The organism is Allobosea sp. 01N443, from assembly GCF_056399325.1.
Genome location: NZ_JBFTRC010000155.1, coordinates 1 through 18224, shown reverse-complemented (window position 1 = coordinate 18224; position 18224 = coordinate 1). Strand labels below are relative to the sequence as shown.

At 64.1% G+C, this 18224-nt stretch carries 17 protein-coding genes and 1 pseudogene; 1 reads left to right on the top strand and 17 read right to left on the bottom strand.

The features are described 5' to 3' along the window. The 7 genes and pseudogenes from AC1DRP_RS27410 to frr all read right to left on the bottom strand — a co-directional run. Positions 1-440: LpxD N-terminal domain-containing protein (locus AC1DRP_RS27410; RefSeq protein ID WP_476770099.1), on the bottom strand; the 440-nt coding region annotated here is incomplete at its 3' end. A gap of 37 nt (positions 441-477) precedes the next feature. Beyond that, a complete protein-coding gene (gene bamA / locus AC1DRP_RS27405) occupies positions 478-2994 on the bottom strand; it encodes an outer membrane protein assembly factor BamA (protein ID WP_476770098.1) in 2517 nt (838 codons plus the stop codon). A 268-nt stretch (positions 2995-3262) separates the two neighbouring features. Beyond that, the gene (gene rseP, locus AC1DRP_RS27400; protein ID WP_441505537.1) at positions 3263-4414 is read right to left on the bottom strand and encodes an RIP metalloprotease RseP; all 1152 of its coding nucleotides are present in this window, start codon (positions 4412-4414) and stop codon (positions 3263-3265) included. A gap of 23 nt (positions 4415-4437) precedes the next feature. Further along, positions 4438-5383 (bottom strand): annotated as a pseudogene (locus AC1DRP_RS27395) (1-deoxy-D-xylulose-5-phosphate reductoisomerase). Between the two features lie 7 nt (positions 5384-5390). Beyond that, positions 5391-6221, bottom strand: a complete 831-nt coding sequence (locus AC1DRP_RS27390; protein ID WP_476770097.1) for a phosphatidate cytidylyltransferase — start codon at positions 6219-6221, stop codon at positions 5391-5393. Further along, entirely contained in the window at positions 6218-6979 is a 762-nt protein-coding gene (locus AC1DRP_RS27385; RefSeq protein ID WP_441491824.1) for an isoprenyl transferase, read from the bottom strand. Before AC1DRP_RS27385 ends, AC1DRP_RS27390 begins: the two co-directional genes overlap by 4 nt. Before the next feature lie 67 nt (positions 6980-7046). After that, entirely contained in the window at positions 7047-7610 is a 564-nt protein-coding gene (gene frr, locus AC1DRP_RS27380) for a ribosome recycling factor (protein ID WP_069880717.1), read from the bottom strand. Positions 7611-7860: 250 nt separating this feature from the next. Here frr and AC1DRP_RS27375 point away from each other — a divergent pair, with 250 nt between their 5' ends. Further along, positions 7861-8274, top strand: coding sequence for a VOC family protein (locus tag AC1DRP_RS27375; protein ID WP_476770096.1), 414 nt, complete (start codon positions 7861-7863; stop codon positions 8272-8274). A 28-nt stretch (positions 8275-8302) separates the two neighbouring features. Here AC1DRP_RS27375 and pyrH read toward each other — a convergent pair whose 3' ends face one another. The 10 genes from pyrH to dnaE form a co-directional block, all read right to left on the bottom strand. Beyond that, positions 8303-9010 carry a UMP kinase gene (pyrH, locus tag AC1DRP_RS27370; protein WP_069880715.1) on the bottom strand — a complete coding sequence of 236 codons (708 nt, stop codon included), beginning with the start codon at positions 9008-9010 and terminating at the stop codon, positions 8303-8305. A gap of 106 nt (positions 9011-9116) precedes the next feature. Beyond that, positions 9117-10040 (bottom strand): translation elongation factor Ts, encoded by a 924-nt coding sequence (gene tsf / locus AC1DRP_RS27365; protein ID WP_113518499.1) that lies wholly within the window; start codon positions 10038-10040, stop codon positions 9117-9119. A 203-nt stretch (positions 10041-10243) separates the two neighbouring features. Beyond that, positions 10244-11248 carry a 30S ribosomal protein S2 gene (locus AC1DRP_RS27360; RefSeq protein WP_069880713.1) on the bottom strand — a complete coding sequence of 335 codons (1005 nt, stop codon included), beginning with the start codon at positions 11246-11248 and terminating at the stop codon, positions 10244-10246. 161 nt (positions 11249-11409) lie between these two features. After that, complete coding sequence (locus AC1DRP_RS27355; protein ID WP_441491827.1) at positions 11410-11736, bottom strand: MmcQ/YjbR family DNA-binding protein; 327 nt, start codon at positions 11734-11736, stop codon at positions 11410-11412. A 99-nt stretch (positions 11737-11835) separates the two neighbouring features. Beyond that, complete coding sequence (locus AC1DRP_RS27350; protein ID WP_441491828.1) at positions 11836-12231, bottom strand: pore-forming ESAT-6 family protein; 396 nt, start codon at positions 12229-12231, stop codon at positions 11836-11838. Positions 12232-12575: 344 nt separating this feature from the next. Next, positions 12576-12893: an EVE domain-containing protein gene (locus AC1DRP_RS27345; RefSeq protein WP_441505534.1), complete on the bottom strand. Its 318-nt coding sequence runs from the start codon at positions 12891-12893 to the stop codon at positions 12576-12578. A gap of 10 nt (positions 12894-12903) precedes the next feature. Further along, the gene (locus AC1DRP_RS27340) at positions 12904-13275 is read right to left on the bottom strand and encodes a VOC family protein (protein WP_441491830.1); all 372 of its coding nucleotides are present in this window, start codon (positions 13273-13275) and stop codon (positions 12904-12906) included. A gap of 69 nt (positions 13276-13344) precedes the next feature. Continuing rightward, positions 13345-14037, bottom strand: coding sequence for a helix-turn-helix transcriptional regulator (locus AC1DRP_RS27335; RefSeq protein WP_476770095.1), 693 nt, complete (start codon positions 14035-14037; stop codon positions 13345-13347). Positions 14038-14046: 9 nt separating this feature from the next. Next, positions 14047-14661, bottom strand: a complete 615-nt coding sequence (gene pncA, locus AC1DRP_RS27330; protein WP_476770094.1) for a bifunctional nicotinamidase/pyrazinamidase — start codon at positions 14659-14661, stop codon at positions 14047-14049. Between the two features lie 17 nt (positions 14662-14678). Next, positions 14679-18152 carry a DNA polymerase III subunit alpha gene (dnaE, locus tag AC1DRP_RS27325; RefSeq protein WP_441505531.1) on the bottom strand — a complete coding sequence of 1158 codons (3474 nt, stop codon included), beginning with the start codon at positions 18150-18152 and terminating at the stop codon, positions 14679-14681. Positions 18153-18224: the final 72 nt, after the last annotated feature.

Below are 18224 nucleotides of genomic sequence, written 5' to 3'. Positions count from 1 at the left end.
GCACCGGGGCCGACCACGGCACCCGGATCGATCGTGACGTTATCCTCGATCCTTGCCGTGGCGTGGACGAAGGCGCCCGGCGCGACCCCTTGCGAGCCAAAGACCGACCGTGGCTTGAGCGCATCGGGATAGAAGCGCGCCATGATCCGGGCAAAGGCATGGTAGGGCGCGGGCGATACGAGCGCGACAGTGCCCGCGGGAACACGGGCAGCGAACCGGGAAGAAACCAGGCACAGCCCCGCCGAAGTCCCCGCCAGCGCATCCGTATATTTGGGGTTGTCCATATAGGCGATGTCATCGGGCCCGGCGGCCTCGAGTGCGGCCGCGCCGGTAACGAGCCGCGTGGGCTCCACGCCCTCAGGCAGAGCAGCCCCTGAAATGGCAGCGACCTCGCCGTAGCTCAGCGAGGTCGCGATCGGGAAGAATTGAGGTTCTGACATGCAATGGATCCGTGCGGGGCGTTGCCGCCCCGCCGCGTCAGAAGCGGGTGCCGCCGGAGAAGCGGAAGGCCTGCAGACGGTCGCCGCCGTAACGGACGCCGGTGATCGGATCGCGCGTGCCCTCATCCTTGCTAAGGGCATAGGCATAGTCAAACCGGATCGGCCCGAGCGGCGACTGCCAGAGCAGGCTCGCGCCGATCGAGGAGCGGATGACGTTCTTGTCGCGAACGCAGGCCACGTTGCTCTGGAACTGGGACGTGCTCGGGACATTGAACTGCCGAGGCTCCGACCCGCCCGGGCAAAGCCCGTTCGTCGTCGGAATCGGGCTGGTGATCACCTTCGAGCCGCCATCATAGTCGAACAGCGTACCGGCATCGGCGAAGATCGCGCCGCGCAGGCCAAGGTCACGCGGCAGGCCCCAGATCGGGAACTGCACTTCGACCGAGCCTCCGAAATACGACTGGCCGCCGAGAGCGTTGGCCGTCGGGTCGTTCAGCACGTCGCGCGGACCGATGCCCGACGGAGCGAAGCCACGCACCAGGCTCGGGCCGAGGAAGTAGTGATCGACCATGCGCAGGGTACCTTCCGTCGCCTGGACGTGACCGCCCTGGACCCGGAGGAAGCCGACGACATCGTCGAAGATCTCGCGGTAGTAGCGCGCATCCGCCGCGACACGAAGGAACTTCGAGTCGCCGCCAAGGCCCGCGAATTCCGGCTTCAACTCCGCAATGAAGCCGTTGCGCGGTGTCTGGTAGTTATCAAGCGAGTTGTAGTTCAGCGTCACGCCCGCAAGGGAGGTCAGCGTTTCGCCGCGGGCTTCCTTGACCGCGAGCGTCGCTTCGCCATTCGTCACGCAGTTGAAGTTCTGCGTTGCTGGAAAGCTCGACCCCGGTCCGGGTGTGATCCCGGGGATCGGGAACGAGCAGTCGTTATACGGCCGGCTCGACGTGTTCGGGATCTTGATCTCGGTCGTATAGAGCGAATAGCGCGGCGTGATCGAGAACTCTTCCGTGATCGGGAAGGTGAACCGCAGCTGACCGCCGGTCACACGGCTCTCGTAGCGGCCGATATTGTAGTTGTCGTTGTACTTCGAGAACAGGTCGATACCGGCCGCGATCCGGCGACCGAGGAAATAGGGCTCGGTGAACGAGAAGTCGATGCCCTGCGTCCGCTGCCCCAACGTGCCGGCAATCTTCACGAACTGGCCGCGGCCAAGGAAGTTGGATTCCGACAGCGAGACTTCGCCGATGACACCGTCAGACGTCGAATAACCGCCCGCGATCGAGAAGGAGCCGGTGGCCTTGTCCTCGACGTCGATGTTCATGATGACCCGGTCAGGCGCGCTGCCCGGCTCATTGGTGATGCGAACCTTGTTGAAGAAGCCGAGATTGTTCAGGCGCCGCTCGGCGCGATCAACCATCACCTTGTTGTAGGCATCGCCCTCACCCAGGTCGAGCTCGCGGCGGACCACATAGTCGCGGGTCCGTGTATTGCCGCGCACATTGATGCGCTCGACATAGACCCGCGGACCGTCTTCGACGACATAGGTGATGCCAATCAGGCGGCCAGCGGCGTCACGCTCACCGCGGGGGCGAACCTGCGCAAAGGGATGACCACGGCGGGACACCTCGGTCGTGAGGTTGACGAGCGACTTTTCGACCGCCTCGGCATTGTAGGTATCGCCAGCCGAGGTCGCGAGGAGCCTTTGCATCGTCGCCGAGTCGATATCGCTGAGCTGCGAATCCACCGCGACGTTGCCGACCTTGTACTGCGGCCCTTCATMGACCGTGACGTCGATGACCCAGCCACCCTTGGCGTCATCGAAGCGCGCGTCGCTCGCAACGACCCGGAAGTCGGCATAGCCGTTCTTCAGGTAGAAGCGGCGAACCAGATCGAGATCGGACGCGATACGGTCGGGATCATAGACGTCGGAGGTCTTGATGAAGCTGAGGAAATTCGATTCCGTCGAGCTCATCAACCCGCGCAGACGCGATGCCGAATAGGCGCCGTTACCCGCGAAATTGATTTCCTTGATGCCGGTCTTSCCGCTCTCGACAATGGTGAAGACCACGTCCGAACGACCGTTGGGCAATGGCGCGATACGCCCGGAGATCGTCGCAGTGCCGTAACCGGCCCGGCGATAGACCTCCTTCAGGCGCTGCACATCGGAGTCGATCAGCGCCTGGCTCAGAGGGCCACGCGCCTTCGATTCGACCTGTTGCAGCAGGATCTCGCTCTTGAGGCGCTTGTTGCCTTCGAAGGCGACGCGATTGATCGTGTCGTTCTCGTGAACCGAGATCACAGTCTGGTTGCCGCGGCGGCTGACCTGGACGTTCGAGAACAGTCCGGTCGCCATCAGGCTCTGCCGAACCTCCTGCGGACCACCCTGCCCTGCATAGGACCGAATGGTCTCCGCGTCGACGCGGCGGTTGCCTTGGACAATCACGGCCTGCGCAAAAACAACGCCACCGCTAACGGCCAACATAAAGGCCGAAAGTCCGACTGATCGAGAGAGCCGCATTTTGAAAGACCGGCTCTTTGGGGTCGACGTCATCGGGTCGCCTATTCCATTTAGTAGGTCACCACCCCAACCGGGGACACCTGCCTTTGGGCAGGTGCATGGCGACATTGCAGACCAATCGCTTCTACAAAGTTTCCGACGAGGTGCAAACGAACATTGTCGTTAACAAATTATTTTTAACCTCGTCGTTGCCAGGAGGCCACGCGCCCTGAGCAAAGCGCCCGATTCGACGCAGCTTTTGGGCCTATCGGCAACGAACCTTGCCGCAGGTCACAGCATTCGTGGGCTTGCCAGTCGGAGTCTACAGACGCGAGTGGACGTGGACGATGTCATTCCAGGTCACAAAGAGCATCAGCATCAGGACCAGCCCAAAACCGACCCGAAAGCCGATTTCCTGGGCGCGCTCGCTCAAGGGGCGGCCGCGGAGAGCCTCGATCGCATAGAACATCAGATGTCCGCCATCGAGCATTGGAACCGGCAACAGGTTCATCAGGCCGATCGAGACCGACAGAATCGCCGCAAGATTGATCAGCGCGAGCAGGCCTCCATTGGAAGCAACCATCCCGGAAACCTGGGCGATGCGGATCGGCCCCGAAAGCTGATCCGTCGATTCACGCCCGCTGATCAATTTGGACAGATAGTCATAGGTCCGGTCGACCACAAACCAGGTCTCGGAGAATCCAACCTTCACGGCTTCACCGAGGCTGTAATGCTGGGTCGTCCAGTCCTCGGCCCGGCGGGAAGCCTGGACCCCGATAACGCCAATGCGCTGTTTGCCGAGAGCCGTCGATGTCTCGTTCAGATCAGGCGTGACAGGCAGGGTCACCATGGTGCCCGCGCGATCGACCGTCACCGAAAGGGTCTCGTTCGGATGTGTCGAGACCACTCTTTGCATGTCGCTGAAGCTGCGGATCTGCTTGCCGTCGATCGTCAGGACGACGTCCCCGGCGAGCAGACCTGCGCGCTCAGCGGCCTTCCCGGCAATCACCTGCTCGACCCGGGGCGTCAGGACCGGGCGACCGAAGGCGTAGACGGTCCCGGCAAAGATGAGGATGGCCAGTACGAAATTGGCAATCGGGCCGGCCGCGACGATCGCCACCCGTTCAGCGATCGATTGAGCCGGGAAGGAACGCGCTCGCTGTTCCTCCGTCATGCGCTCGACTTCAGCGCTATCGGCTGCGGAGCTCGAGGGATCCGCGTCACCGGAGAACTTCACATAGCCGCCGAGCGGGATCAGCGCGAAGCGCCAGCGCGTGCCGTGCTTGTCGACGAATCCGAAAATCTCGCGGCCGAAGCCGATCGAGAACACTTTCACGTCGACGCCGCACCAACGACCGACGAGGAAGTGCCCGAGCTCGTGCACGAAAACAACGATGGTCAGGACAAACAGGAACGGCACCAGGTAACTGAGCAGAAAGCTGCCCGAGTTCCAGACGGTCGCTGCAATATCCATAAAATTCTCCCGATTCCTGCCCCTTACGTGACAGTGAAGGTGCCCTTCGACAAGAGCAGGCGAGCGCGGTTTCTCGCCTCATGGTCAATGGCAAGGGCCGCTTCAATATCGACCGGTGCCGCGATGTCAGCACCGAGCCCGCTGCAGACGGCATCGACGAGAGCCGGGATGCCGGGAAAGCCGATCCGTCCGGCAAGAAAGGCCTCGACCGCGACTTCATTGGCGGCATTGAGGATCGCCGGCACCGCGCCTCCGGTCTCCAACGCTGCCATCGCCAGACCAAGCGCCGGAAAGCGGGCAAGATCAGGGCGTTCGAAGGCCAACGGCGCGGTCGTGACGAGATCGACGAAGCGCGTGGCCGGAGCATCGAGCCGGCCGTCGACGCCGAGGCAATGCGCGGCCGCAACCCGCATATCCGGAATTGCCATGCCTGCAGTGACCGAGCCATCGCGGAAGGTGACGAGGCCATGCACGATCTGCTGGGGGTGCACCAGAACATCAAGCTGATCATGTTTCAGCCTCCGAATCCAGCGGCAAGATGCGCGCGCCCACGGCCTTGGCCTGCGCCATCACGGCGGCACCAGCACAAACCAGGCTCTCCTTGTTGGCGAGGGCAATCACGCGGCCAGGTGTCAGCGCGGCAAAAGTCGCTTCCAGACCGGCAGCTCCTGCTATGGCACTGACAACAATGTCGCTCGGCATCGCGACGGCGTCGAGAATGGCCTGCCGCCCCGCCCCGCTGTCGATACCGCTACCGGCCAGGGCCTGCGCMAGAGCTTCGCCTCCCGCCTCGTCCGCCAAGGCGGCAAAGCGGGCACCTGTTTCGACCGCCACCCGGGCGAGGCTCGCAGCGTCCCGCCCGCCAACCACGACATCGATCTTCAGGCGTTCAGGATTCTCCGAGACGACGTCGCGCGTCGACCGGCCGATGGAGCCTGTGGCTCCAAGAAGAGTGACGAGACGGCGCATGACGTCTTCAGAACTCCAGATGCGCCAGGAACAGTGCAGCACCAGCGAGGACCAGGACGGCCCAGTAGCCGTCAAGCCGATCGAAAAAGCCACCATGGCCCGGGATCAACTTGCTTGAGTCCTTGGTGCCAAAGCGACGCTTGACGGCGGATTCAAAGAGATCGCCAGCCTGACTCACGATCGAGGCCGAAAGCGAGGCCGCGATCACAAAGGCCGGACCGACGACTGCGGCCGCCCCCGGGGTCAACACCCAGACGACATAACCACCGAGTGTGCCGGCAGCGGTTCCGCCGAGTGCGCCGGACCAGGTCTTCTTCGGACTGATCGCAGGCATGAGCTTCGGCCCACCAAGAGCCCGCCCCGTAAAATAGGCGGCAATATCGGTCAGCCAACAGACCGCAAAGGTCCAGATGATCACAGCAAACCCGAAATCCGGGAGTGCACGCAGCGCCGGCGTGATCAGGGCAAAGGCGAGCGCATAGGCGACACCGCAGGCCTCCAGCCAGTTCCGCTTCTCGAGAACCGGGGTCAGGAGCGCCCCGAAGAACGCAGCGAAGGCGGAAACACCGGCGAGCGCCACTGGACTGATCGGGGCGAAGCCAAGCGCCAGGCCGGCAATCGTAACGCCGATACCTGCGGGCACCGCGTTCCGGCGGCTCACGATCGCGAGCCACTCATAGGCGACCAATYCGGCAGCCAGCGCCCAGATGAGCCTGAACGGCCAGCCCCCGACAAATGTCGCAGCCACAATGCCCGCGGCCAGCACCAGCGCGGATGCGATACGCAGCTTCAGTTCGCTCGGGCCGGCGGCCGGACCGCCGGAAGGTTGGTCACTCACGCTACGCCCACATTGCGGCCGGATGGCTCCGACACGCCGCCGAAACGGCGTTCGCGGCGGCGATACTCGGCCAGCGCTTCTTCCAACGCCGCGCGATCGAAATCGGGCCAGAGTACCGGGGTGAAGACGAACTCCGCATAGGCGGCCTGCCAAAGCAGAAAATTCGAGATCCGTGTCTCGCCCGATGTGCGGATGACGAGCTCGGGGTCGGGCAGATCTGCGGTATCGAGCCGCGCAGAGATGCTGCTCTCGTCAATGGTGGTTGCGTCGACAAGGCCTGCCGCAACATCCGAGGCCAGTTGGCGCGCCGCTCGGACGATCTCGTCGCGCGAGCCATAGTTGAAGGCGACGACGAGCGTCATTCCCGTGTTGTTGCGCGTGGTCGCCTCGGCGTGCTCGACCAGACGGCGCAGATCGGGCGCCAGATCGCTCCTGCCGCCAATGACCCGGACCCGGACCCCAGCCGCACCGAGTTCGGTAAGATCCTTCTCGATGAAATGCTTGAGCAGCGTCATCAGAAACGAAACTTCGGCAGCAGGCCGGCGCCAGTTCTCCGTCGAGAAACTGTAGACCGTCAGAATCTCGATGCCGAGATCRCTGGCGTTGCGGACGGTCCGGCGCAAGGCCTCCAGCCCGCGCCGATGCCCTTCATGTCGCGGCAGGCCGCGCAACTGAGCCCAGCGCCCGTTGCCGTCCATGATCACTGCGACATGGGAGGGCCCTGCAGCCTGGACCTCCGGACGCTGGCCTGCTGACATTCTCGTGCCTCTTTCGGCGTTGCGTCCCGGATCATAGCCAGCGGCTCAAACCCGCCGGGCGACAGGATCAGACGTGCAGGATTTCCTTTTCCTTCGTCGCCAGCGCCTGATCGATCTCGGCGATATGCTGGTCTGTGACCTTCTGGACCTGATCCGACTCGCGCGTCACGTCATCCTTGGTCAGGTGACCGTCCTTCTCGAGCTTCTTGATCACGTCGATCCCGTCGCGGCGGACATGGCGCACAGCGATCTTGGATTCTTCGGCATATTTATGCGCGACCTTGACCATCTCCTTGCGGCGCTGCTCGTTCAGCTCCGGAATTCGGATGCGCAGCACCTGCCCTTCCGTCTGGGGGTTGAGGCCCAGATCGGATTCGCGGATCGCCTTCTCCACCGCCTGGACCATGCTGCGGTCCCAGACCTGGACACTGAGCAAGCGTGCTTCAGGCACGCTGACGGTGGCAAGCTGAGTCAAGGGTGTACGTGCACCATAAGCCTCGACCTGGATCGGATCGAGAACGTTGGCGGAGGCGCGGCCGGTGCGCAGGGAGGCGAGATCGCCTTTGAAGGATTGCACCGCGCCTTGCATCCGACGCTTCACGTCGGCGAGGTCGAATGTCGTCTGGGCCATTTTAGTCAAGACCTTGCAGATAATCGAAAACCGGCGCGACCATGGCCGCGGCCCCGCTCAGGGTCAAGGATTTCATGTTCCAACAGCACCTTCCCGGGACAATCTGCAAGGGAAAAACGCCTGAGGCAGGCCGGGCATGGCGGACGGGTGATCCGGAACGGTGGCAAGACCGGGCGCCGCTTCCTAGCTTTAAGGTCGGGCCTCGGTCGAGACGTCACGGCCGAGCACAACCGAACCACGAGGAGGCCCCTTGCCCCGTCTGAACCGCATCATTGAAACTGCGCTCTACATCGACGATCTCGATCGCGCGCAGGAGTTCTATGAGACGAAGCTCGGATTGAAGCCGATGCTGAAGACGAGGACGCTGTTCGCCTATGATGTTGGCGGAGAGAGTGTCCTTCTGCTCTTCCTTCGGGGGCAATCTCTCCTCACCCAATCATCTGCGAAGGGCAATATTCCACCGCATGACGGCAGCGGCCCCCTCCATATCTGCTTCGCGATCGACACCAGCGAACTCACAGCCTGGGAAGAGCGGTTGCAGCAGCATGGAATCGATATCGAGGGCCGGATGAGCTGGGATCGCGGCGGAAACAGCCTCTATTTCCGTGACCCCGACGGCCATCTGCTTGAGTTGATGACGCCGGGGATCTGGCCGAACTACTGAGCCTTGCAACCGCGAGGGAATCCGGCGGTCAGGGCGTCACGTAGGTTGCCCTGCCCTCGCCGCGCAGAACGGCCGCAAGCGCGCCAGTTTCGGCGATCGAGAAGACGACGATCGTCAGCCCGGCGTCGCGCGCCAGCGCAAAAGCAGCCGTATCCATCACCTTGAGATCATGCCTGATCGCCTCGGCATGGGTCAGGCTCTCATAGCGCTTGGCGTTCGGATCCTTCTTCGGATCGGCGGTGTAGACGCCATCGACCTGCGTCGCCTTCAGCAATTGCTGGCAGTCGAGCTCGGCCGCCCGAAGGGCAGCTCCGGTATCGGTGGTGAAATAGGGATTGCCCGTGCCGCCCCCGAGAATGACGACCTTGCCGTGGCTGAGATGGTCGAGCGCGCGCCGGCGAGCGTAGCTCTCGCAGAGCGAGGGCATGGGCACAGCCGACATGGCGCGGGCCGGGGCGCCGGCGATCTCGATGGCATGCTCTAGCGCAAGAGCGTTCATCACCGTGCCGAGCATGCCGATCGAATCGGCGCTTGGTCGGTCGAGGCCCTTGTTCAAGCCCTGGACGCCGCGAAAGAAATTGCCGCCGCCGACGACGATCGCAATCTCGACGCCTTCGTGCGCGGCCTTTGCGATATCGGCGGCGAGCGCAGTCAGCGTCGTACCGTCGAGGCCGGATCCGGCTTTCCCCGCAAGGGCTTCGCCGGAGAGCTTCACAAGAACGCGTTTGGGTCTCACCGGCTTTCTCCATGGACTGGGACGGCGCGATTCGGCACCAACATCGTCTTCTTACAAAAAAGGCCGCGCAGAGCGCGGCCTTTTTCAGATCCTATCAACCGGCTTCTCAGCCCGTCGTGCCACCAGCCGCAGCGACTTCGGCAGCGAAATCGGTCTCTTCCTTCTCGATGCCCTCGCCGAGCGCGAAGCGAGCAAAGCCCGTCAGCTTGACCGGAGCACCGACCTTGCCCTCGGCTTCCTTCAGCACCTGGGCGACGGACTTCGAGCCGTCATGGATATAGGCCTGCTCGAGCAGGCAGTATTCCTTGGCGTAGCTCTTCAAGCCGCTCTCGGTGATCTTCTCGAGCACGTTGGCGGGCTTGCCGGCATTCTTCTCGGCCAGGATCGCCTTCTCGCGCTCCAGGATCGCCGGATCGACCGAAGCGAGATCGAGCGCGACCGGATTGGTAGCGGCGACGTGCATGGCAAGCTGACGACCGAGGGCTGCGAGCTCCTCGCCCTTGCCGGTCGTCTCGAGACCGACGATGACGCCGATCTTCCCGAGACCATCGGCGACCGAGCCGTGGACGTAATGGCCAATGACGCCGGCGCTGACCTTGACCTCGGCGACGCGGCGCAGGGTCATGTTCTCGCCAATCGTGGCGATGGCATTGGCGATGGCGTCAGCGACGGTGCCGCCGCCCGGATAGTGATGGGCGAGCAGTGCCTCGACGTCGCCGCCGCGCTCCAGCGAGACGTCGGCGATCGTGCGGGCGAGCGCCTGGAACTCGAGGTTGCGCGCAACGAAGTCGGTCTCGGAATTGACCTCGGCAACGACACCGCGGTTCTCGGACACGGCCACGGCGACCAGGCCCTCGGCGGCAACGCGGCCGGCCTTCTTCGCGGCCTTGGCGAGGCCCTTGGTGCGCAACCAGTCGATGGCGGCCTCGATGTTGCCGTCGGTCGCGGCCAGCGCGGTCTTGCAATCCATCATGCCCGCGCCAGTCTTGTCGCGGAGTTCCTTCACCATGCCGGCGGTGATCGCAGCCATCTGTCGTTCCTTGCTGTCATGTGCCGGGCCTGCGCAACGACGCTGGCGGCCAACGGCACGGTCTTCGATTTCAGAGCGCGCCATAGCGCGAAGGGAAAACGCCGACGCTCCGTGACCGGCCGTCGGCGTGACTTCATTCATCTGCCGCGCATTGCTGCGCTGCCGAGGCGACGCGCCGATGACGCGCCGCCCTGAGTTTGCTCTCAGGCCTCGGCGAGATCGCGCGCCTGGGCAACCCAGCCGTCGCGCTCGATGCGACCACCGAGCTTCAGATCGGCATCAACCTTGACGACATCGGCCGGCGACATCGCAGCGATCTGCCAGAAGTGGAACAGGCCACCGTCATTGAGCTTCTGAACCAGCTCCGGACCCATGCCGGAGAGCTTCATGAAGTCGTCCGGCGCGCCGCGCGGCGCAGTAAGCAGCTCGAACACCGGGGCAGCGTCTGCGGCCGGCTCGATGATCGCCGTCTCAACGATCGGGGCCTCGGCAGCACCGAGATCGATGCCATGGTCGCCCGAGGCGCGCGAGATGCCGTCGATGGCCGAACGGGCGATCAGGTCGCAATAGAGCTGGATGGCGCGGCCGGCGTCGTCATTGGCAGGCACCGGGTAGGTGATGCCATCCGGATCCGAGTTCGAGTCGACAATGGCGGCGACCGGGATGCCGAGGCGCTGGGCCTCCTTGATCGCGAGCGCTTCCTTGTTGGTGTCGATCACGAAGATCATGTCGGGCGTGCCGCCCATGTCCTTGATGCCGCCGAGCGCCTTCTCGAGCTTGTCGCGCTCACGCGCCAGCATCAGGCGTTCCTTCTTGGTCAGGCCGGTGCTGCCGCCATTCAGGAGCTCGTCGACCTTGCGCAGGCGCTGGATCGAGGCCGAGATGGTCTTCCAGTTGGTCAGCATGCCGCCGAGCCAACGGGAGTTCACGTAGTACTGAGCCGACCTCTTGGCAGCGTCGGCGATCGAGTCCTGCGCCTGGCGCTTGGTGCCGACGAACAGGACGCGGCCGCCACGGGCCACGGTGTCGCTGACAGCCTGCAGGGCGCGCGAGAGCATCGGCACCGACTGCGACAGGTCGAGAATGTGGATGTTGTTGCGGGTGCCGTAGATATACGGCGACATCTTCGGGTTCCAGCGGTGAGCCTGGTGGCCGAAATGCGCGCCGGCTTCKAGCAGCTGGCGCATGGAAAAGTCTGGCAGAGCCATGATTCGATCGTCCTTCCGGTTGAGCCTCTGGGGTGCGAATGAACAAGGCATGGACTGCCACGTCACCGGAACGCCTCGGAAGTGAGGCGATGCTCCCCATGTGGGATGGCCTGCGCCTTACACGGGAAAGCGTGGCAACGCAAGGCTCGCACCTCACCAGGTCATCGGCGCCGTGGCTTCTTTTGCGCGCCATGCGCCCATGCCGCCTCGAGCGCTCCGGCAAGTTCAGCCAGGCCCAGCCTGGAGAGATCGGCTGTCGTCCAACCCCGCTTGCCCCAGGCATTTGGCACCGGGCTGAAGGCATCCGGCGCCATCATGCACCTGAATTCCTGCTCCTCGGGCGAGAAGCCGAAATTCGCGCTGCAACCGTCAGGAGCGAGAGTGACGTAGATTCGCGAGACCTTGAAGGCGACCCGGTCGAAGTGCGGAGCCTCGACCGTGCCGTCCAGAGCCAGCGCCAGACGGCGCAGATCATCTCCCGTCGGCATCGTCCTCACCTCCCAAGCCAGAACGAATTCAGCCGGAAGCCGGATTCGCCGGCCTCATCATGACCGGCGACCATAACCCGAGAGCGCGACCCCGGATGGCTATTTGGGCAGGGCTGCGCCCGCTTGCTTCACCACATCGCCAATCTGCTTGCAGTAGGTCGCGGCCGATGCATTCTGGGCCTTGGCTATGGCCTCGATGTCCTGAGTGACGCCCATCATGGCGATCGTCCCCTTCTTGCCCTGCGCTTCGGCGGCATCCCCGCCGCTCTTGTCGGCAGGAGCCGGGATCAGGCCGAGCATCTTCTTCTGGATCTCGACCACATCAGCTCCGATGTGACCCTTCTCGTTGCAGTAGGTCAGGATCCCAAGCTGATTGCGGCCCGATTGATAGACGACAGCGAGCTGGTCGGCCTGGCTCTGCGCCAAGGCCGGACCGGCAGAGAGAACGGAAACCAGTGCGCCAACTGCGCAAAAGGGCTTCAAAAGAAACGACATAACGGCTTTCCCTCAAGCAATGAAGATCGGATCGACGCGTACCCCGCTTCCCCAGGGTCGTGACTAACCTTGCGGGCAGGTCAAGACAATCGCGCGACTGTCATGGCAGGGTAYACTCAACCGGAGGTCGCCCCGCAGCGCAGCATTCCCTATCGTCCCCTTTTGGCAAGGATCCGGACAGCCGCCCGCCTTGCGACGGCGCCGCTCGGGCGCCAGGCGTCACGCAGCTGTCAGGGTTTCCGACTCGCGAGCAGACATAGCCTGAGCGATCAGAGTGAAGTCATGAGCGCTGACGGCGACCAGCCCGAAGCGAAACAGATAGCCCCAGTTCAGCCGCCCGGATGTCAATTCCAGCCTGTCGAGCAGTGGCTTGATCGATGCCTCGGATGCGGCAAGCCAGGCGACATCGCGCCGGGACGGTCGAAGCCGCCCCCCATATCGGCGGGATAGGGCTCATCGCCGCAGACTCGGCCGATCGCGGTGAAGGCCTGCAGCCTCTCCCCGCCACCGAAGGTTTCAGTCGGCGAGTAGCAGGCGACGCCATCACCGGCTCGAATCCGACGCAAGGGCCCGGTCTTGCCATGGCAAACCTGCATGAAGCCTCCGGCCACCCCTAGCCGGACATGCTCGGCTGAAGCGACGGCGATCCAATAGCCGGTCATGCTCGCCTCCTCAGGCTTCGGTCGGAGAGAAAACACGCAGGCGATGGCCATCCGGGTCGGTCGCGACAAAGGTGCGGCCGAAATCGAGATCGACCGGCTCCTGAAGGATGGTGATGCCGCGTTCCTTCCACTCCTTATGGATCGCATCGACCTGATCGGCGTGACCGACAGGCATGCCCAGTTCTCCGCCGCCACCGGCCGCTTCCGCTCCCGGCTCGACCGTATGGCGCGACCAGAGCCCGAGCATGATGCCCGACTTCAGCGCAAACAATGCAAAGGTCGGAGAGGCTTCAACCGGTTCGGCTCCGAGCAGCGCACGATAGAACCGGCAGCTAGCAGTCGGGCTGTCGACGTAAAGGATGACGAAACTGGCGTTCTGCATCGGTCGTGTCTCCGGTTGGGCGATGAGGAGATCCTAGATGCAGATGCTGCCAATTTCCGGCAGTGTCGCTCACGATGGCGGCGGAACTCCCTCCCGCTCGCGCCACTCCTTCAGCAAGCCCTGGCGCCGGCGCGGATAGCGGATATCGAGCGGCTGAACCTGCGAGATGCGGTCGGTGCGGAAATGCCGGAAATCCTGCCGCAGTTCGCACCAGGCGACGACGACGCGGACATGGTCGAAAAAGCTCAAGGCGAACGGCCAGACGACCCTCTCGCTCGCCTGCCCGGCACCATCCCGGTAGAGGATCGAGAGCTTGCGCTCTGAACGGATCGCCTTGCGGATGGCCGAGAGATCGAAGCTCTCCGCCATGATCGCGGCACCGGGGCCGACCAACAGGGCGGACGCCTCGGCATCATCGCGCAGATCCCCCGGCAGGACGGCGAGGATCTTGGCCAGCGCATCGCGCGCAGCCAGGGCAAGGCGGCCATCAGCCCGGTCGGAAACCCAGCGCGAGCCGAGCACCAGTGCTTCGATCTCGTCCTCGGAGAACATCAGCGGCGGCAGCATGAAACCCGGCTTGAGAACATAGCCCAGTCCCGGCTCCCCCTCGATCGGCGCGCCTTGCGCCTGCAAGGTGACGATGTCGCGGTAGAGGGTGCGTATGCTGACACGGAGCTCGTCGGCGAGCCGCCGGCCGGAGACCGAGCGACGATGGCGCCGCAGCAGCTGGATCAGATCAAGCAGGCGTTGCGAGCGCGACATCTGCCTGCGTCACATTGGTAACTCCTGCGGGGCGAAGCGCCTCACCCCCAGCGCCGACATGTCGGACCAGGCCTTGGCCAGCGAGCCATTGAGATCAATGGCGCGGCAGGCCTCCTCGACAACAAAGGTCTCCAGCCCGCTCCGGGCAGCATCCTGCGCCGTCCAGTTGACGCAGAAATCCGTCGCGAGCCCGACAATGGCGACTCGCGAGACGCCGCGCTCCTTGAGATAGCCCCCCAATCCTGTGGGTGTCACACGGTCGGCCTCGAAGAAGCCGGAGTAGCTGTCGATCCCGGATCGATAGCCCTTGCGGATGATGGCTTGGGCATGCGGCAGGTCGAGGCCTGGATGAAACTCCGCGCCTCGCGTGCCCTGGACACAGTGATCAGGCCAAAGCACCTGCTCGCCATAGGCCATCGCCACACTCTCAAAATGCTTCCTGCCAGGATGGTGCGAGGCAAAGGAGGAGTGCCCCGCCGGATGCCAGTCCTGGGTCAGGACCACCGTTTCAAAGCGGAGACCGAGCGCGTTGACCAGAGGGATGATCTCGTCTCCGCCAGTAACGGCGAGACGGCCGCCCGGGCAGAAATCGTTCTGCACATCGACGACAATCAGCGCTGTCATGCTGCCCTCTCCGCCTCTCAGCGCAATTCGACGCTGACCACTCCCGGCGCCGCCCGTACCGCGTTGGCAATCTGCTGGTTGACCGGGTAGCGGCCCGGCAACTCGATCTCGACCTCCTGCGCGCCGTCATCGAGGATCATGATCACCGCAACCTTGCCCTCGGCGCGGGCGCCTTCGCGCGGGCGAATGCGCTCCGCAATGCTGCCCAGTGCCCTGTCGTCGCGCAAGTAGACCAGCAGATCCTGTTTCTGGCGAGCGGCCAGATCATCGAGCACCTCGACATCCTCGATGCGTGGTCGCACATCCTCGCCATCGAGTACCGCGCTGAGGCGCAACACCAGCGCCCGGCCCGGCTCCAGCAGATCGCGGTAACGCTGCAGTCCTTCCGAGAACAGGATCGCCTCGAACTGCCCGCTGGGGTCTGACAGGTTGACGATGCCCATCTTGTTGCCGGATTTGGTGCGCCGCTCCGACTTGTCGATGACCGAGACCGCAACTTTGGCGACGGAGGTTCCGTTTGCCCTGACCGTCTTGGCAAAATCGGCAAAGCGCTGAACGCGCAGCCGCTTCAACACATGTTCGTAATCGTCGAGCGGATGCCCCGACAGGAAGAAGCCGACAGCGTCATGTTCGCGCCGCAGCCGCTCTGCCGGCGCCCACGGCTCGGTCGGCGGGATGCGAAAGGCTTCCGCGACGGAGCCCCCACCAAAGAGCTCGGACTGGCCACCGGCAGCCGCCTCGCGCGTGCGGTTGGAGAGCGCCAGCATGCCGTCGATCGCCGCCATGGCACGTGCACGGTCCTTCTCCAGCGGATCGAGCGCACCAGCGGCGATCAGGGCCTCGATCGTGCGGCGATTGACGAGCTTGGTGTCGATGCGGCGCGCAAAATCGGCGAGATCGCGGAACGGCCCGTCCGAATTACGCGCCACGACGACGGATTCGACCGCCGTGCGCCCCACCCCCTTGATCGCGCCGAGCGCGTAGCGGATCGCGCCATCGGCCACGTCGAACTCGACGCCCGAGCGGTTGATCGACGGCGGCTCGACCGTGATGCCGAGGCGCTCGGCATCGCGCCGGAATTCCGAGAGCTTGTCGGTGTTGCCCATGTCGAGCGTCATCGACGCGGCGAGGAACTCGACTGGGAAGTTCGCCTTGAGATAGGCGGTCTGGAACGCGACGACGGCATAGGCGGCGGCATGGCTCTTGTTGAAGCCGTAGTCGGCGAATTTCGCGAGCAGGTCGAAGATCTCGGAGGCGATGCTCTTCGTCATGCCGCCTTCGACGGCGCCCTTCACGAAGCGGTCGCGCTGAGCGTCCATCTCCGCCTTGATCTTCTTACCCATGGCGCGACGCAGCAGATCGGCCTCACCGAGCGAATAGCCCGAGAGCGCCTGAGCCACCTGCATCACCTGTTCCTGGTAGACGATGATGCCATGCGTTTCGGCCAGGATCGGTTCCAGCTTCGGATGGAGATAGGTGGGATCCTCCAAGCCGAGCTTGCGGCGGCAATAGGTCGGGATGTTGTCCATCGGACCCGGCCGGTAGAGGGCGACGAGCGCGATCAGGTCCTCGATCCGGTCGGCCTTCATCTCGACCAGGGCCTTGCGCATGCCCGCCGATTCAACCTGGAACACGCCGACCGTCTCGCCGCGCGCCAGCATCTCGTAACTCTTCGGATCGTCGAAAGGCAGCTTGGCGAGGTCGATCTGGATGTCGCGCTGGGCAATCAGCGTGACGGCGGTCGTCAGCGTCGTCAGCGTCTTGAGGCCGAGGAAGTCGAACTTCACCAGGCCGGCCTGCTCGACCCATTTCATGTTGAACTGGGTCACGCGCATACCGGTACGCGGATCGACCGAGAGCGCGACGAGTTGCTCGAGCGGTCGATCGCCGATCACCACGCCTGCGGCGTGGGTCGAAGCGTGGCGGTGAAGCCCTTCCAGTTTCTGGGCAATTTCGAGCAGGCGGGCCACAACCGGCTCTTCGTCCGCAGCCGCCTGCAGCTTCGGCTCGCCAGCGATCGCCTCCGGCAGCGAGATCGGCTTCGCCGGGTTCTGCGGCACCAGCTTGGTCAGCTTGTCGACCTGGCCATAGGGCATTTCCAGCACGCGGCCGACGTCGCGCAGCACACCACGCGCCAGCAGCGTGCCGAAGGTGATGATCTGCGCAACGCGCTCCTCACCATAGCGCCGCTTGACGTAGTCGATCACCTCTTCGCGTCGGTTCTGGCAGAAGTCGATGTCGAAGTCCGGCATCGAGACGCGGTCGGGATTGAGGAAGCGCTCGAAAAGCAGGCCGAAGCGGAGCGGATCGACGTCCGTGATGGTCAGCGCATAGGCAACGAGCGAACCCGCGCCGGAGCCGCGTCCCGGCCCGACCGGGATGCCCTGGTCCTTCGCCCATTTGATGAAGTCCGAGACGATGAGAAAGTAGCCCGGGAACTTCATGCGGTTGATGATCGAAAGCTCGAAATCAAGCCGCGACTCGTATTCACCGACAGTATAGCCCGAAGCCGGGCCGTGCTTGGACAGCCGAGCCGCCAGACCGGCGCGCGCCTGGACCTCGAGCTCCTCTGCCTCGTCGCGCCCCTCCTCGCCGAAACGCGGCAGGATCGGCTTGCGTGTCGTGACGCGCCAGGTGCAGCGCATCGCGATCTCGACGGTCGCGGCCAGCGCCTCCGGCAGATCGGCGAAGCGGCGCTTCATCTCGGACCGGGTGACGAAGAAATGCCCTGGCGTCACGCGCCGGCGCTCGCCGTCGGAGACCAGCCGCCCTTCGGCTACCGCAAGCAGCGCATCATGCGCCTCGAAATCCCCGGCCTTGGCAAAGAAGGGCTCGTTGGTCGCGACGATGGCGAGTTCGGAATCATAGGCGAGCCTGAGCAGATGCGCCTCGACGGCAGCCTCGCCATCACGGCCATGGCGCTGGATCTCGACATAGAGCCTGTCGCCGAAGATTTCGGCGAGCTTTGCCAGGCGAGCGCCAGCCTGGGCTACCTGCCCGGCACGCAGCGCACTGTCGATCGGGCCGCCCGGCCCGCCGGTCAACGCGATCACGCCGTCATGATGTGCCGTCAGTTTCTCGAGCGACGAAATCGGCTGCCCGGCGCCGCCGCTTGCGAGACACGCTTCGGTGACGAGTTTCATCAGATTGCCGTAGCCCGCCTCGGACATGGCAAGCAGCACGATGTGCGGCACGGCCTGCGCCTGAACGGGCCGGCGGCCGCTATCCACCTCGTCGGCGAAATCGACCGAGAGCTGGACGCCCACGATGGGCTGGATGCCGCCACCAGCGAGCTTCTCGGAGAATTCGAGTGCGCCGAAAAGATTGTTGCTGTCGGTCAGGGCCAAAGCGGGCTGGCCGTCCGCAGTGGCTAGCTTGGCCAGCGTGCTGACCGTCATGGCCCCTTCGAGCAGGGAATAGCTCGAATGAACGTGGAGATGGACGAAACCCACCTCGGACAGAATGCGGGACCGGCCCTGCTCACGACTCATCGGGTCACCTCGTCCGCCCTTATGGAGCGGGCCGACCGGTCCAGTCGAGAGGCTTTCCGCCCGGCTGTGGAT

Bases quoted from the DNA above. Each gene is read 5' to 3' on its own strand.
- rseP (WP_441505537.1), bottom strand. From the start codon at position 4,414: ATGGATATTGCAGCGACCGTCTGGAACTCGGGCAGCTTTCTGCTCAGT.
- frr (WP_069880717.1), bottom strand. From the start codon at position 7,610: ATGGCCCAGACGACATTCGACCTCGCCGACGTGAAGCGTCGGATGCAA.
- tsf (WP_113518499.1), bottom strand. From the start codon at position 10,040: ATGGCTGCGATCACCGCCGGCATGGTGAAGGAACTCCGCGACAAGACT.
- AC1DRP_RS27355 (WP_441491827.1), bottom strand. From the start codon at position 11,736: ATGCCGACGGGAGATGATCTGCGCCGTCTGGCGCTGGCTCTGGACGGC.
- AC1DRP_RS27350 (WP_441491828.1), bottom strand. From the start codon at position 12,231: ATGTCGTTTCTTTTGAAGCCCTTTTGCGCAGTTGGCGCACTGGTTTCC.
- AC1DRP_RS27345 (WP_441505534.1), bottom strand. From the start codon at position 12,893: ATGACCGGCTATTGGATCGCCGTCGCTTCAGCCGAGCATGTCCGGCTA.
- AC1DRP_RS27340 (WP_441491830.1), bottom strand. From the start codon at position 13,275: ATGCAGAACGCCAGTTTCGTCATCCTTTACGTCGACAGCCCGACTGCT.
- AC1DRP_RS27335 (WP_476770095.1), bottom strand. From the start codon at position 14,037: ATGTCGCGCTCGCAACGCCTGCTTGATCTGATCCAGCTGCTGCGGCGC.
- pncA (WP_476770094.1), bottom strand. From the start codon at position 14,661: ATGACAGCGCTGATTGTCGTCGATGTGCAGAACGATTTCTGCCCGGGC.
- dnaE (WP_441505531.1), bottom strand. From the start codon at position 18,152: ATGAGTCGTGAGCAGGGCCGGTCCCGCATTCTGTCCGAGGTGGGTTTC.